Origin of the sequence: Aquimarina agarivorans, from assembly GCF_000218485.1 — a bacterium.
In the GTDB taxonomy this organism is placed as follows: Bacteria; Bacteroidota; Bacteroidia; order Flavobacteriales; family Flavobacteriaceae; genus Aquimarina; species Aquimarina agarivorans.
The window spans coordinates 1-14,728 of sequence record NZ_AFPB01000147.1; the positions used below are offsets into that span (position 1 = coordinate 1).

At 32.4% G+C, this 14,728-nt stretch carries 14 protein-coding genes; 10 read left to right on the forward strand and 4 right to left on the reverse strand.

All coding sequences use genetic code 11. From position 1 onward, the window contains the following. Positions 1-146: 146 nt before the first annotated feature. From GMC_RS0109715 to leuC, 4 genes are all read right to left on the reverse strand, one after another. Entirely contained in the window at positions 147-1,544 is a 1,398-nt protein-coding gene (locus tag GMC_RS0109715) for a DUF6056 family protein (RefSeq protein WP_010521951.1), read from the reverse strand. Between the two features lie 728 nt (positions 1,545-2,272). Next, a complete protein-coding gene (locus GMC_RS0109720; RefSeq protein WP_010521952.1) occupies positions 2,273-3,799 on the reverse strand; it encodes a hydroxymethylglutaryl-CoA lyase-like TIM-barrel protein in 1,527 nt (508 codons plus the stop codon). Positions 3,800-3,912: 113 nt separating this feature from the next. Continuing rightward, positions 3,913-4,509, reverse strand: a complete 597-nt coding sequence (gene leuD, locus GMC_RS0109725) for a 3-isopropylmalate dehydratase small subunit (protein ID WP_010521953.1) — start codon at positions 4,507-4,509, stop codon at positions 3,913-3,915. A 93-nt stretch (positions 4,510-4,602) separates the two neighbouring features. Next, positions 4,603-5,997 carry a 3-isopropylmalate dehydratase large subunit gene (gene leuC / locus GMC_RS0109730; RefSeq protein WP_010521954.1) on the reverse strand — a complete coding sequence of 465 codons (1,395 nt, stop codon included), beginning with the start codon at positions 5,995-5,997 and terminating at the stop codon, positions 4,603-4,605. A 327-nt stretch (positions 5,998-6,324) separates the two neighbouring features. On the opposite strand from leuC, the gene GMC_RS0109735 reads away from it, so the two are divergent. The 10 genes from GMC_RS0109735 (at position 6,325) to GMC_RS0109780 (ending at position 14,722) form a co-directional block, all read left to right on the forward strand. Further along, the gene (locus GMC_RS0109735; RefSeq protein WP_238527963.1) at positions 6,325-7,032 is read left to right on the forward strand and encodes a response regulator transcription factor; all 708 of its coding nucleotides are present in this window, start codon (positions 6,325-6,327) and stop codon (positions 7,030-7,032) included. Between the two features lie 473 nt (positions 7,033-7,505). Further along, entirely contained in the window at positions 7,506-8,138 is a 633-nt protein-coding gene (locus tag GMC_RS0109740; protein ID WP_010521956.1) for a Pvc16 family protein, read from the forward strand. Then, a complete protein-coding gene (locus GMC_RS0109745) occupies positions 8,138-9,469 on the forward strand; it encodes a hypothetical protein (protein WP_010521957.1) in 1,332 nt (443 codons plus the stop codon). Before GMC_RS0109740 ends, GMC_RS0109745 begins: the two co-directional genes overlap by 1 nt. Before the next feature lie 22 nt (positions 9,470-9,491). Further along, entirely contained in the window at positions 9,492-10,901 is a 1,410-nt protein-coding gene (locus GMC_RS0109750) for a phage tail sheath family protein (RefSeq protein ID WP_010521958.1), read from the forward strand. 26 nt (positions 10,902-10,927) lie between these two features. Then, complete coding sequence (locus GMC_RS0109755; protein WP_010521959.1) at positions 10,928-11,830, forward strand: hypothetical protein; 903 nt, start codon at positions 10,928-10,930, stop codon at positions 11,828-11,830. Positions 11,831-11,865: 35 nt separating this feature from the next. Continuing rightward, positions 11,866-12,840: a hypothetical protein gene (locus GMC_RS0109760; RefSeq protein ID WP_010521960.1), complete on the forward strand. Its 975-nt coding sequence runs from the start codon at positions 11,866-11,868 to the stop codon at positions 12,838-12,840. A 40-nt stretch (positions 12,841-12,880) separates the two neighbouring features. Beyond that, positions 12,881-13,345 carry a phage tail protein gene (locus GMC_RS0109765; protein WP_010521961.1) on the forward strand — a complete coding sequence of 155 codons (465 nt, stop codon included), beginning with the start codon at positions 12,881-12,883 and terminating at the stop codon, positions 13,343-13,345. A 32-nt stretch (positions 13,346-13,377) separates the two neighbouring features. Beyond that, positions 13,378-13,848 carry a phage tail protein gene (locus tag GMC_RS0109770; RefSeq protein ID WP_010521962.1) on the forward strand — a complete coding sequence of 157 codons (471 nt, stop codon included), beginning with the start codon at positions 13,378-13,380 and terminating at the stop codon, positions 13,846-13,848. A gap of 16 nt (positions 13,849-13,864) precedes the next feature. Then, positions 13,865-14,026, forward strand: coding sequence for a DUF5908 family protein (locus GMC_RS21700; protein WP_157998158.1), 162 nt, complete (start codon positions 13,865-13,867; stop codon positions 14,024-14,026). Further along, the gene (locus GMC_RS0109780) at positions 14,027-14,722 is read left to right on the forward strand and encodes a CIS tube protein (RefSeq protein WP_010521963.1); all 696 of its coding nucleotides are present in this window, start codon (positions 14,027-14,029) and stop codon (positions 14,720-14,722) included. The last annotated feature ends 6 nt before the right edge of the window (positions 14,723-14,728 follow it).

The following is a 14,728-nucleotide window of genomic DNA, read 5'->3' on the forward strand; positions in this document are numbered from 1 at the left end:
TATTACTTGCTTAGTTTTATGAATTAAAAAATTTACTACGGCTGTAATATACTTCAAAAATCAACGTAAACTGAATTTTTTAATTTAACCATTAAAATTAGGAAAATACGAGTGTTTATTGTATTTCGTAGCCTCTTTACGAAGTTCTAATGCATAAATTGGGTTGAATTAATAACAGAATTTAATTTCCAGTATTTTGAATAACAATTGTTATAAACATCTTTTTTGTCGAAATCAAAATCTTTGTGAAAAATTGAGTAGGGTTTGTTTTTTAACGGAGTAAAAATAAGATCACCTTTATGTCTATTTTCTTTTGTATGTGTTAGTCGCTCTCGCATTTCTTTGTTGTAATTAAGCGCTCTTTTTTTTCCAACATCTTTTACAGTTTCAACTATATTATCATTTGAATATGCTATTGAAATAGCTGCAAAGGTAATTAAGAATATAAGTTGTTTTTCTTTATTTACAATAGAACTTAAGATGTTGGACGAATTAAAATAACATATGAAAGTATATATTATTCCCAAAATGAAAAAAAGATAAACAACATTTCTGGTTCTAGGTGGGATGGGCTCACCTTGAGACCAAAATCCGATAAAAAAAGTTGAAAATATAATTATACTAAAATAAATAAAAATTAACCAGTATTTTTTTAAGGGTAAAATGAAATTCTTTGATGCTATATCATCTTTAATTTCGTTGTAAATAATTATTGAAAATAGAAAAGACAATCCTGTCCAGGTAAGAATACTCCATCCATATTGTCCAAACGAAAAAAAGAACGAAGAGAAAATATTCTTAGTATTCGAATTTTTGGATAATCGCAAATAATTTCCTGGTGCAAATATAGATATGCCTGAACATATTAATATGACTGATTGTATAAAAACAAAATGATAATTTATTTTCTTTAATTTGAAATATCTATAAGAAAAAATAAATATAAAAAACAGATTTACAGCTATTAAGCTAGTTTCATTAAGACCCATTAACAAAAAAATAGTTAGAGAAGCAAACAAAGTGTTTGTATAGCTATTTTTTACCAAACTTTTTAAAACTAAGGCTATCAATATAACTGTAAGTATGTTGGCTAATTGATAAGTTATAGCTCCTGACCACCAATAAAATCCTTCGGAAACTAATGGCATTGTACTTAAATACAATAAAGTAAGTGTTAAACTGAGTTTAATTTTGGTATAACTATTCTTTTTAACGAAAAATTGATTTGCTAGCATAAAAAATGCAAGCACTAACAGCATTAATAAAATGATAGGAAAAATTTTATAGTAAATGTGGTATTTCTCATTAACAATATCATTGCTTAATATTGCTGTAGCAGTGTAACGACCTGTCCAATTGAAAAAATAATATTTTTGTGCACCCCAAAAGCCTTGTATGTTGACATTATTTGAAAAGCAATAATCATCAGCATAAGGATAATTATACATTGATACTATTACAAAAGGTAATATGGAAAATAAACCACTTAATACTAAAAGGTGTTTTTGTAAAAGAGTTATCCCCTTAGTAATAAATGAATTCATACAAGTGTAAAATATATACTATTGATAAAGCTGGCTATAAAAATTGACAAAACGTTATGTTTAATCAAATATAATTAAAATCTGTTTCAAATTAATACATCGGCGTTTGGTTAAAATTTATTAAAAACCTCAAACTATTTGTCAATAGTAGCCTTCAAGCTTTTTTAAAACTAAAAGCATGCTTTGGCTTTAATTATAAAATTGAGATTACTATAAAATCAAAAAAGCAAGAGCTGCTAATTTTAAGCATATTATAAGTTTAATCATGAGTCATCATTCTTGAAACGAAGTGATCTAGAATTTTTACAAGACACTAATGAAATAAATTAAAAACCCCTGAAAACAGGGGGTAAATTAATAAGAATATAAACTACATTTGATCAAACGATTTAGTTGTTTAAAACTTAATGAATTTTCATCTTAATTCAAATAGATAAAAGGATCTGATAAACACTTTTGCAAAATAAGTGTTAGTTATAAGTTTTGGGGGATAGTTTTAACACGTATCAGATTCCCTATTTAGTTAGTTTAAACAACTAATCTAGCTCATTTAGAGTAACATCTAAATGAGCTTAATTGTTTTAAGGGAAATTATTTTTGATGCACATGTTCTAAATTTACTTCAGAATAAAAGGTTATTTAAGCTATTTACCAACAATGTGTAGGTACATGTAAGCGGAACATCATGCAAAAATGTATGGAATAGATAAATTTTAGCTAAAATACTATTAATTCAACTCATTAATATTCAGCATTTTCTCAGTAGCTTTTATGGCGGAAACTGTTTGATCACTGTCTAGTCCACGAGAAACAAATTCTTTGCTACCGTCCTTCCAAGTAATTACCGTTTCGCATAACGCGTCGGAATGACTTCCAGGAGGGATGCGAACAGAATAATCGATAAGTTCTGGGATGGTTTTACCTCTTTTGGCATATAATTTTCTTAAAGCATTCATAAAAGCATCAAATTGTCCATCTCCCTGTGCATGTTCTTCATATAATTCCCCATCCAACCAAACGGAAACTGTTGTTGAAGGTTTCAGTCCCTTGGCATGTGTCAACACATAGGATTCTACCATTACGGTTTGCTCCAAGCTGCCATTATCCAATACGTCTGAAATGATGTAAGGCAAATCATCTTTTGTAAGCACCTCTTTTTTATCGCCCAATTCAATGATACGTTGGGTTATTTTTTTTATTTCTTCTGCGTTAAGCTCCAAGCCTAATTCCTGTAAGTTTTTTTCAATATTTGCCTTTCCAGAAGTTTTTCCTAATGCATATTTCCGTTTACGACCAAAGCGTTCAGGAAGCAAATCATTAAAATAAAGGTTCTTTTTATTGTCGCCATCAGCGTGTATGCCTGCGGTTTGGGTAAAAACATTATCGCCTACAACGGGCTTATTAACGGGGATTCGAAAACCAGAAAAGTTTTCTACAAGTTTACTTACCTTATAAAGTGATTTCTCTTCAACATTAATTTCAATTTCGGGCATAAAATCATTGATAACTGCTATGGTACTAGCCATTGGAGCGTTTCCGGCACGTTCGCCCATACCGTTCATAGTTAAATGTAAGCCATGTGCACCAGCCTTTAAAGCTTCCATGATGTTGGCAACACTTAAATCGTAATCGTTGTGAGCATGAAAATCAAAATGTAAATCTGGATAGCGCTCAACTAGTTCGGCAATAAAATTTTTAGATTCTTCATAAGTCAACACCCCTAAAGTATCAGGCAGCAATACGCGTTTTATAGGTTGTATGGCTAAAAAGTCAAGGTATTGCAATACATATTCTTTAGAATCGCGCATGCCGTTACTCCAATCTTCTAAGTAGACATTGGTAGCGATCCCTTTACTGTTTGCCAATTTAATGTTTGCCGCTATGTCATTAAAATGTTCATCAGCTGTTTTTTTAAGTTGATGCGTTAAGTGATTTAGTGATCCTTTTGTCAATAAATTTTGAACTTTAGCACCAGCATCTAACATCCATTGGATAGAAATTCCTTTATCAACAAAACACAATACCTCAATACGATCAATTAAACCTAGTTTGGTTGCCCAAGAAGTAATATCAGTTACCGCTTGAAATTCTCCTTTTGAAACTCTGGCAGAAGCAATTTCAATACGATCTACTTTAAGTTCCAATAGCAGTAATTTGGCTAAGGTTAATTTTTCGGAAGCAGAAAATGATACTCCTGAAGTTTGTTCACCATCACGCAGGGTGGTGTCCATTATTTCGATGTGTCTTTTGTTCATTTTTTTACTTATGAAGTTGTCTATAAAACTATGTTTTGTTTTAGTAGCAGTACTGAAAGCAAAAAGCGTTTTAACCCTATAGTTAAAACGCTTTTTGTAATCATTGCTTTTTACTATAAAGGTAATTCTTCAGCAAAAGCTGTTATATCCTTTTTTATGTTTTGCAGGTAGTCAATATCATCAAAACCATTTAACATATTTTCTTTTTTATACCCGTTGATATCAAAAGACTCACTCTCGCCAGTAGCTAATAAAGTTACTTTTTGCTCAGGTAAGTTTACTTCAATTTCAGTATTGGAATTGGACTCAATGGTACTAAAAATTTTATCAGCAAAACCTGCACTAACCTGTACAGGAAGCACGCCAATGTTTAAACAGTTTCCTTTAAAAATATCAGCAAAAAAGCTGGAAATTACACAACGAAAACCATAATCATACACGGCCCATGCAGCATGCTCACGGGATGATCCCGAGCCAAAGTTTTTACCACCTACAAGGATTTTTCCAGAGTAAGTAGCATCATTTAATACAAAATCAGCTTTTGGAGTATTGTCATTATTATACCTCCAGTCACGGAATAAGTTGTCTCCAAAGCCTTTACGCTCAGTTGCTTTTAAGAAACGAGCTGGGATAATTTGATCTGTATCCACATTTTCAATTGGAAGTGGTACAGCAGTACTTTTTAATATTTCGAATTTATCGTATGCCATAATTTTTTAGCTTTAGACCTTTAGCTTTTGGCTATTGGCTTTTAAAAATTTTACTGCAAGCTAAAAGCCAATGACTAATAGCTAATAGTGTTTTTACATTAACTCACGCGGATCAGTAACTTTACCAGTAACGGCAGCCGCTGCTGCAACTAATGGCGAAGCCAGTAATGTTCTTGATCCAGGACCTTGACGTCCTTCAAAGTTACGGTTACTAGTACTTACGGCTAGTTTACCTGCGGGTACTTTGTCGTCGTTCATTGCTAAACAAGCTGAACATCCAGGTTCACGCAATTCAAAGCCAGATTCGTGAATGATATCTAAAATACCTTCTTCCTTAATAGCAGCTTCTACTTTGTGGGATCCAGGAACCAACCAAGCAGTTACATGATCTGCTTTTTTGCGTCCTTTGATTATGGATGCAAATGCTCTAAAATCTTCAATACGTCCGTTAGTACAACTTCCAATGAATACAAAGTCGATTGGTTTTCCAATCATATCTTCACCTTCGTTGAAATCCATATATCCTAATGATTTTTGGTAAGTACTAACTCCTCCTTGCACTTCAGTAGCTTTAGGGATACTTTTTGAAATACCAATTCCCATTCCTGGGTTAGTACCATAAGTAATCATAGGTTCAATATTTGAAGCCTCAAAAGTCAATTCTTTATCAAAAGTAGCGTCTGGGTCAGTTTTTAACGTTTTCCAGTATGCCATGGCTTTGTCCCAATTGGCACCTGAAGGTGTAAATTCACGCCCTTTTACATATTCAAATGTTTTTTCATCAGGGGCAATCATACCACCACGAGCACCCATTTCAATACTTAGGTTACACACAGTCATACGACCTTCCATGGTCATGTTTTCAAAAACATCACCAGCATATTCTACAAAATATCCAGTAGCACCCGATGTGGTTAATTTAGAAATGATATATAAAGCAACATCTTTAGGAGTTACCCCAAAATTTAAGTTTCCCTTTACGTTAATACGCATTTTTTTTGGTTTTGGCTGCATAATACATTGTGTAGCCAATACCATTTCAACCTCTGACGTTCCAATACCAAAAGCAATAGCTCCAAAAGCACCGTGAGTTGACGTATGTGAATCTCCACAAACTATAGTTGCACCAGGTTGTGTAATCCCATATTCAGGACCAACAACGTGCACAATACCATTTTTTTCATGACCTAATCCCCAGTGACTAATACCGTGTTTAGCTGCGTTTTGCTCTAATGCTTTCAATTGATTGGCAGAAAGCGGGTCAGCAACTGGCAAATGCTGATTAATAGTTGGTGTATTGTGATCAGCTGTTGCAAATGTTTTTGACGGATATAATACGTCAATACCTCTGTTTTCAATTCCTAAAAAAGCCACAGGGCTTGTTACTTCATGCACCATATGGCGGTCAATGAACAATACGTCTGGCCCATCTTCCACATGTTTTACTACATGTGAATCCCATACTTTATCAAATAATGTCTTACTCATTTCGGTTTTTTTAACGATCAAAAAAGCTAATAATTCAATAAAACTTTTTTGGATTTGCAAATTTACGAAAATATGATCTCAAAATTGCGAATATTATTTAAATAGAACGCGTTCAAATAAACCAGAATTACGACGTTCAAACAACAAAAACCTAAATAGAAGGCTGATATATTTTTCTTCTTCAATGTATTGGTCACGCGAATTTGTCAGGAGACTTTAAATTGTAGATTTTCTTATTGCTTATTTATTAAAGATAAATTAACAGGAAAAAACCTCAAAAAAAAGGGAGATAACACTTGCTTTAACTTGTTGTAATTCAGTAAATTTATGCTAAACACATACTTTAAAAAGAAACCAACTAAAATGTACTATCATTTAAATGCAGCATCCATATCATTGGATGAAAGTTTTTTGACATCCAAATTTTCGAAAATTTTAAATTCTTGTAATCGTTCTCAAAAATTACTCATTAGTATTTGTACCGTTAAAGAGGGAACATTACTTTATTCCAATACAGCTTTTCGAAAATTTTTAGAATATGAAAACTCAAGCTTTTTAGGTAAGAATTGGAAACATGGTTCAGTCGTAATTGATGCCAATGAAGTAGAGGAAGTACAAAATAAATTGACTCATTTTTTTAGCAGTAAAAGGAATCAGCAATTGATTTCGTTAAAATATCATATAACGAATAGTTCAGGGAAAAGATTCTTTTTAAAGCATGAAGCCGAAGTATTTTGTATTGAAGGGGAACGGTTGGTTTTAAATTATTATTATGATATTTCTGAAAAAGAAGCTATTGCTAAAAGTATACAAATGAATACAAATTTTAAGTTTGTAAAAAACGATCCAATTTCTAGCAGAGAAAAGGAGGTACTTAAATTAATTGCTGATGGATATTCGTCTAAAGAAATTGCAGCACATTTATTTATTAGTAATCACACTGCCATTTCACACCGTAAGCACCTCATTAAAAAATTTCAGGTTAAAAATACAGCTCAATTGATCAAAGAGGCTTCAAAAGTTATTGAGCTCTAATAATTATCATTTTATATTTCGATTAATTGATTAAATTTTAAGCACCTTATCAGGATTATTATTGTTTTTTTGAGGTAGTAGCACTTTTTAAATTTAAATTTCAAAGCGTTTTTCAAATTTTGAAAATTAATAGGCAAACCTGTCATTTCTGATTCTGTCTAAAAATAATTACCGTCGCTCACTGGTTTGTAAAAAAAACAAGGCATATCATTTGTCCAATTTCCAATTCAAAATGGCTCTTTCGTTTGATACTTCAAAATAAAATATTACATAGTTAATTCTCGTATTAAAAAAACATCTAATTTTTACATGAGTAATTTAAAATTAGAACTGGTGTTAGGGGTTGTAATTCAAATTGTTAAAAATTAAAGAATTGTTAATCACCATTTATGGGGATTGTTTTATAGTGCTTACTTTATGAATTTTATGTACTTGTTATTAAGAGGGTTATCAAGTGGTTAATTGTAATATTTATGATAGGATTGGCATTAAAACTTATAAGGGATGAATTAAGCGAATATATTTTTGCAAATAAACGCCCTACTGATGCTATTCTAGCTGAAGATGTAGTATTACATAATATTTCCTTAATGGAAAGCGAAGCGCAGGACTTGAGTGATAAAATTGTAATCACGCTGGTGAATACAGAGGAAGAAAGTACCTTAAAAAATACTAGTAATGTAGTTAAAACTACGAATGGTATAAAATACGTTGAGCCTCCAGTTTTTTTGAATTTGTACATCCTTATTTCAGCAACTTTAGGACAGGATTTACAAGATGCCTACGAATTTGCTTTACATAGATTATCGCTTGTTTTGCAGTTTTTTCAGGCAAAAAAAAAATTTACCGTTCAAAACTCTCCGTTCACCACCATTTCTAATGATGATAATATTTCTCAACAAATAAAAGATCAAATAAAACTTAATGTAGAATTATATACGCTAACATTTGAGCAAATTAATCATTTATGGGGCTCATTAGGAGGTAAGCAAGTTCCTTTTGCTATGTATAAAATACGTTTGGTTAACATTCAAGAAGCATCGGGTAACGAAGCACCAATAATTGAAGAAATTCAAAATGATTCATTTGTAATTAACCAAATTTGATGGATAGCAGTACTTCTACATATAAAAAATTATTTGAGGTGCAAATTTTGCATGATTACTTTCTAATGGACACGGCTGGCGTTTCATTTTTTAACAAAAATAAAGTTGATAGAGAACGATTGCTTTCAAACAAAATAGAAAATAATAGCTATAACGTAAATGATCTATTTTCAATAGTGCCAACCAATAAAACTAAGCAAATTTTAGAAAGATTTGGATTGATATACGGTACTACACCGCTAGGATTTTTTGTAGGAACAGAAGTGACTATTAAAAATATAAACAATGAGGTTTTGTATATGCCATTTTTAGACACTGATAAATTAACCAGTCTGGCATTTGTAATTCAACCACAACTCCCTTTTTTTAAAAGTGTAACTAATATTAGTTTCAGCACATTTAAACCCGCAATTTATTACTTCACAAATACAAACAAACAGGTATTTACAGAAACAGAATTAACTCCAAGTTTCAAATCTTTTCCACTAACAAACACACCTCTGGATTACCAAGATGGGATATGTTACGAAATGGGTGCCCTTTCAAAAATAGAAGGGAATTTAAAAGAAGCCCAGCTTTTTACAAATAATAAAGCAGATACAGATTGGAAAATGATTAAGGATAAGCGAGTAGTTTCTGATGCTGATAAAACATTGTTACCCAGTATTTTTGATTACACATTTAAAAAGGTGCAAAACATTAAGGATGTGGAGTTTATTTTGGAAGATAAAAGCGGAGGTGTCGTAAAATCAATTCAAAAAACAAGTGACAATCCAATAACAAAAGTGCCTATTAATTTTAAAAGAGTCAATGAAAATGATGTAAGTTCTAATACCATTTCATCGGGTTTTTACAATCTTAAAATAGTACAGAATAAAGAAACGATTTTAAATTTTCCAATTCATATTAATGATGATCTGTACGACAAAAATAATTTTGGAGTGTTAGAAATTCATTTTAAAAAAGAGAATTCACCATTTAGTATTTTAGACATTCAAGGCTTTTTGAAAACAAAAATTGATAATAATGGTGAAAAAATACAGCATCCAGTATTTGAGATTCGTTTTAAAAACAGAAATACTTATTGGCGTTACAATAAAAGTGAAGCTTTTTCACCATCTGAGGTATCAGCTACGGCTTCTTTTTTAACTCAAAATAACGCGAAGTTAATATCAAAAGATACTAAATCACTTACCGATGTATTGGTGCCTTTCATGAATGGCAGCTCATTGATGTTACCACATCCAAAAACACCGAACATAAAAATAGAGAATGATAAGATTTTTTCGGAAATCTATATTAGTCAATCAAATAGATTATTGAATAGTTAAATGGATTTAAAGTTAAGAAATTATGGATTACAAAACTCCTGGAGTCTTCATTGAAGAAATTCCAAAACTACCACCATCGATTGCACAGGTAGAAACTGCAATACCTGCGTTTATAGGTTACACTGAATCAGCAGAAGATAATAGAACTGGAGATCCGTTGTTAAACGAGCCTAAGAGAATTAGTTCGTTATTGGAATATGAACGATACTTTGGAGGACCGGCTGTTGAAAAGGCATTATCTGTAAATATTAATGAAGCAGTAACTCCTGCAACTATTCAAGTTTCTATTGACAAAACCGAGGAGTCAAAATACAAAATGTATTATGCAATGCAACTATTTTTTGCAAACGGTGGCGGTCCTTGTTGGATTGTATCAGTAGGAGCATATCAGGATGCTAATATTTTAAATGTAAATGATTTATTATCAGGATTAGCTGCTACTGAAAAAATTGATGAAGTTACTTTATATGTTTATCCAGATGCTCAAGGCTTAGGTGCATCCGCAGATTTTTATGCTCTTTTTAGCGCATCATTGAAGTTGTGCGAAAAATTACAAGATCGCTTTACAGTAATGGATATTTGGCAAGCCAATCCAATACCAGATATTCAAACGGATATTCAGGAAATGCGCGATAATACACCTAGTGTTGAAAATACTATCAAATACGGGGCTACTTACTTTCCAAACTTAAAAACAATTTTAGACTATTATTACGGGGGTGAGGGAGTAGGTGATGCCAATGTTACTATTAATAGTGCAGGGCCTTTGGCAGGAAGCTTAGCTGAACTAAAAACTAAGGACAACGCCATTTATTTTCAAGTACAAAGCGCGTTAAGAAATTTTCCTTTAGAAATGCCACCATCCCCAGCCGTTGTTGGTAAATATGCAAGTGTTGATGCTACAAGAGGGGTTTGGAAAGCACCAGCCAATGTAAACATTGATTTTATAATTGAACCAACGATAAAAATTACTGATGAACAACAAGAAGGTTTGAATGTGGATAGTACCTCAGGAAAATCGGTAAATGCCGTTCGATCTTTTGTCGGGCGTGGTAATGCAATTATTTGGGGAGCCAGAACCTTAGCGGGAAATAGTAATGAATGGCGCTATGTTCCAGTAAGGCGATTTTTCAATTTTATTGAGGAATCCGTTAAAAAGGCTTCAGGACAATTTGTTTTTGAACCTAATGATTTAAACACCTGGTCTCGATTAAAATCAATGATTGACAATTTTTTGGTGCAGCAATGGAGAGCAGGAGCTTTACTTGGGACAACACCTGAACAAGCGTTTTTTGTTAGGGTAGGTCTTAATGAAACCATGGATGAATTAGATATTCTTGAAGGGCGTATGATTGTGCAAATTGGTATGGCTGTTGTTAGGCCTGCAGAATTTATCATCTTAAGGTTTAGTCACAAGATGTTATCTGAATAAAAAATTCACAAGTTAAAAATTACACCATGGCAAAAACAAGCAATACGGAAACTTCGCCCAGGAACGCGGATACCGTAATATGTGAAAATATAAAAATTGTAAATAGCGAAGCGCTAGTAGCTAAAAGTTTATATGAGGCAAATAAGATTTTAAAAGAATCTAAAAATAGTGCAAGATCCTATAAACTATGTACACTTGATAAAGCTAAAGAATCTAAAGCTGTTTACGAGGACATGTTAAGTTGTGTTACTGTAGGAGGGCATAAAAAGGCGGAAATAATTCAAACAAATGTCGATGAATACGTAAAAATGGATGCTGAAATTGGAAAGTTAATCAAAGATACTTCCAAGTTATTAAACCAAATGCGCATAAAAATTGAAGAAGCACATAACGCCGCTTGTGCCATGTCAAATTGTTTTGAAAACAAAATTATTACTGTTAAAGGCAAATCTAAAAAAGAAGGAGAGAAGGAAAATGCGGCCTCAAATTTAAAGGACTTATTAAATAGTACTAAAAGTATAAATGAAAGAGGTCAAAATGCTTTTGAATCCATAGTGGCAATTGCAGGAGTGCAAACTTTTACCAACACAAGTAGGCTTAAAAAATTTGCTACGGATTTAAATACAGCAGTTAAAAGTTTTAAAAGTATTGTGGAAAGTAACATTACTTCAACAACTGAAGAAGTAAAGAACAGTACTACCGATCTTATTACTACTGAAATTGAATTGTCCAAAATTACCTGCGATCAAAATGATCAAGGAGTGTTAGAAGATGGATTGACAGCTGTACATAGTTTTGTTTGTAAAGGAAAGTATGATGACAACTTATTAAATATTTGTAGGGATACTTTGGATTGTTATTGTGATGATGGCTATACAAAAAGAAAAAAGAATAGAAATAGCAGACAGCAAACTGCTAATGTAGATTAAAGACTGTTAGTTAATAATTTAGAACATAGTAAGTCATGATAGATTTTTTAAAAGATAAAAAGTGTTGCGAAGAAGGCACTAGCAACAATGATCCTGAAACTAAAGATTGTTTAGATATTTGGAACGAGAAGTTAATTAGGGTAACGGCTACTTGTAATACAAAAAGCGCTATTACAGCTAAAGATAATGAAGCATATCAAAATTCAACTTTTTGGTTGAGTAAACTGAAAAACTGGCAACTCATTATTGATGAAACCGATAAAAAAGCGGAAAGTATTGTTAATGAATTAAAGTTTTTTTTAGATCAAACTATAATCGTTTCTAACCATTCGGAAATAGCTACAAGGGAAATTAAAAAGTTGTTTGGACTTGTAAAAAGTATTTTTGACACCTTTTATACCTATGAAAACTCCAAACCAGGTCTTAAGGCGCAAATTACTGATTTTAAAGAGTTAATTAAGCTTCTTAAAAATACGAGTGAAGAGGATAAAGCCGAAGTAATTACTTGTATAGAAGACTACGAGAAAAAAATCATTTTGGTTTGCGAAATGCAAGATGAGGTGTTGATTAAGATGTTCGAAATCTTTAAATATGCCAATATTTTAAGTAAATCATTATGTGGCGAGGGTGGTTTGGAAGATAAAATAGAAGGTTTACAGGAAATTTTCACTTCTGATTCAAATGATGGTGAACCAATTTATACTGAGGCAAGTCTTTCTAAAGAAAATGATCACACTAAAAAGAAATCTGCTCGCAAAATGGTGATAACTGAGAATTCCACAAATTATGCATATCCATGTGATGATACTTTGAAATCAATGCCAAGTTTTCCAATTAAGCAAAGCGCGTATTACCAAAGTATCGAAAGTGGTTTAGTAACAGCAAATAATAAAACGCTTGAGTTAGAGGAAACATGGAAGGAAAGTAAGGAGAAAAGCGACCGCTGCTTGTCCGAAAAAGCAGGTTTAATAGATGCAATAACTGCAGCAGAAATTGCAGAAAAAGCATAATCATTTAAATTTTTAATAACACTATTTATTATAAAAAGATATGGCAGCAAAAGGAGATTATCCAATTCCAAAGTTTCACTTCCAGGTAGAGTGGGGTGATGATTTCAGAATCGGATTTACAGAAGTTAGTGGTTTGGATTTTGAAACGGAAGTTATTGAATACCGAGAAGGCAATAGCAAAAAGTATAACAAAACAAAACAACCAGGCTTAACCAAGTACAGTAATGTAACACTTAAACGTGGGACATTTGAGGGCGATTTTGATTTTTTTACGGAATGGCAAAAGACCTATTATTTTCAGGAAGGAAATGAAACGGGATCTAGATATCGTAGAACGGTGACTATAAAATTACTAAATGAAGAGCATCAACCAATAGTAGTTTGGAAACTAGAAAATGCATGGCCAAGTAAAGTACAATCTACGGATCTGAAAGCCGATGCAAATGAGGTGGCTATTGAAACTATGGAGCTGGTTCATGAGGGTCTTACGGTTGCTGAAAAATAATGGCGTACAAATAATTTTCTAAAAAAAAAGCTATGTACCAAATCGTTGGTTTTCATTTTAAAGTTGTCTTTGAAGATATAGGAGGTAAAAATGAGGACATAGAATTTCAGTCCGTTACGGGCTTGGATGTTCAAATTGAAAAAGAAACCTATAAAGAAGGTGGAGAAAACAGGTTTGAACATTCGCTTCCTGGACGCAGAAAATACAGTCCGTTAGTATTAAAACGGGGAATTGTAAAGCCAAACGAATCCGCATTAACAGAGTGGTGCGGAAAAGCCTTTTATAATTTGTACAATAACAAAGCAAACGAGCAAAATATAGTGCCATTGAGTACAGTAAACATTCAGCTTTTAAATGAAAATCATGAGGTGTTAATGAAATGGGTATTGTCTCACGTTTGGCCAATAAGTTGGAAGGTTAGCGAATTGAATGCTGAAAAAAGTGAAGTACTAATTGAAACTTTTGAGTTGAATTACAATAGATTCAAATTGGAAGTGTCGTAATTAATTATTTGAATCTATGCCTATTGAAATTAGAGAACTAATTATTAAAGCAACCTTGGAAAATGGAGGGGCAAGCGCCTCACCCTCAATTAGCAATGGAGCAGAGTTAAGTCAAATACAGCTTAATGAAATAGCCAGTAAAATTTTTGAAATTATTGAACAAAAATTAGAGCGTTAAATGGAAGAAGGAGGAAAATTAATAAAAGCAGCAATCCATATTTACGAGAAAAAAACCTTTCAGGGGAAAAAGAAAACCATTTTTCTACCTGTCAATCCGGAATCGTTTTCTCGCAATTTAAAAATTGAGAATACGGAGCAACAAGGACAAGGAAATCAAGGAACTAATCCTGATTACAAAGTGACTGCTCCTGAGGAATTAAAACTCGATTTTATCATGGATGGTACAGAAACTATTGAAGACTACGTCTATAACGGAAGTGATCATTCTGTAAAAGGACAGCTCGATATTTTTTTAAACTCAGTGTATACAATGAATAGTAATACACATAGACCTAATTTTTTAATTGTACAATGGGGCGATATTTCTTTTCAATGTGTATTAAAAAATATTGATCTGAATTACACCTTGTTCAAGTCAAATGGTGATCCGCTTCGCGTAAAAGTAAGCGCTACATTTTTAAAATATATTGAGCAAAGAGAGCGTACTATTAGAGAAGGGAAAAAATCACCCGATCTCACTCATATTAAACAAGTAAAAGCAGGTGACCGGCTTGATAATATGACAAATAGTATTTACAACAATCCAAAATACTTAACACAAATAGCACGAATTAATAACCTTACATCCTTTAGAAGAATTAAGCCTGGAGATCAATTGCTTTTTCCGCCCTTAGATAAAACCGTGGCTAACTAATGATTT

Excerpts from the sequence above, each read along its gene's own strand:
- GMC_RS0109715 (WP_010521951.1), bottom strand. The coding sequence starts at position 1,544 with ATGAATTCATTTATTACTAAGGGGATAACTCTTTTACAAAAACACCTT.
- GMC_RS0109720 (WP_010521952.1), bottom strand. The coding sequence starts at position 3,799 with ATGAACAAAAGACACATCGAAATAATGGACACCACCCTGCGTGATGGT.
- leuD (WP_010521953.1), bottom strand. The coding sequence starts at position 4,509 with ATGGCATACGATAAATTCGAAATATTAAAAAGTACTGCTGTACCACTT.
- leuC (WP_010521954.1), bottom strand. The coding sequence starts at position 5,997 with ATGAGTAAGACATTATTTGATAAAGTATGGGATTCACATGTAGTAAAA.
- GMC_RS0109735 (WP_238527963.1), top strand. The coding sequence starts at position 6,325 with ATGCTAAACACATACTTTAAAAAGAAACCAACTAAAATGTACTATCAT.
- GMC_RS0109740 (WP_010521956.1), top strand. The coding sequence starts at position 7,506 with ATGATAGGATTGGCATTAAAACTTATAAGGGATGAATTAAGCGAATAT.
- GMC_RS0109745 (WP_010521957.1), top strand. The coding sequence starts at position 8,138 with ATGGATAGCAGTACTTCTACATATAAAAAATTATTTGAGGTGCAAATT.
- GMC_RS0109750 (WP_010521958.1), top strand. The coding sequence starts at position 9,492 with ATGGATTACAAAACTCCTGGAGTCTTCATTGAAGAAATTCCAAAACTA.
- GMC_RS0109755 (WP_010521959.1), top strand. The coding sequence starts at position 10,928 with ATGGCAAAAACAAGCAATACGGAAACTTCGCCCAGGAACGCGGATACC.
- GMC_RS0109760 (WP_010521960.1), top strand. The coding sequence starts at position 11,866 with ATGATAGATTTTTTAAAAGATAAAAAGTGTTGCGAAGAAGGCACTAGC.
- GMC_RS0109765 (WP_010521961.1), top strand. The coding sequence starts at position 12,881 with ATGGCAGCAAAAGGAGATTATCCAATTCCAAAGTTTCACTTCCAGGTA.
- GMC_RS0109770 (WP_010521962.1), top strand. The coding sequence starts at position 13,378 with ATGTACCAAATCGTTGGTTTTCATTTTAAAGTTGTCTTTGAAGATATA.
- GMC_RS21700 (WP_157998158.1), top strand. The coding sequence starts at position 13,865 with ATGCCTATTGAAATTAGAGAACTAATTATTAAAGCAACCTTGGAAAAT.
- GMC_RS0109780 (WP_010521963.1), top strand. The coding sequence starts at position 14,027 with ATGGAAGAAGGAGGAAAATTAATAAAAGCAGCAATCCATATTTACGAG.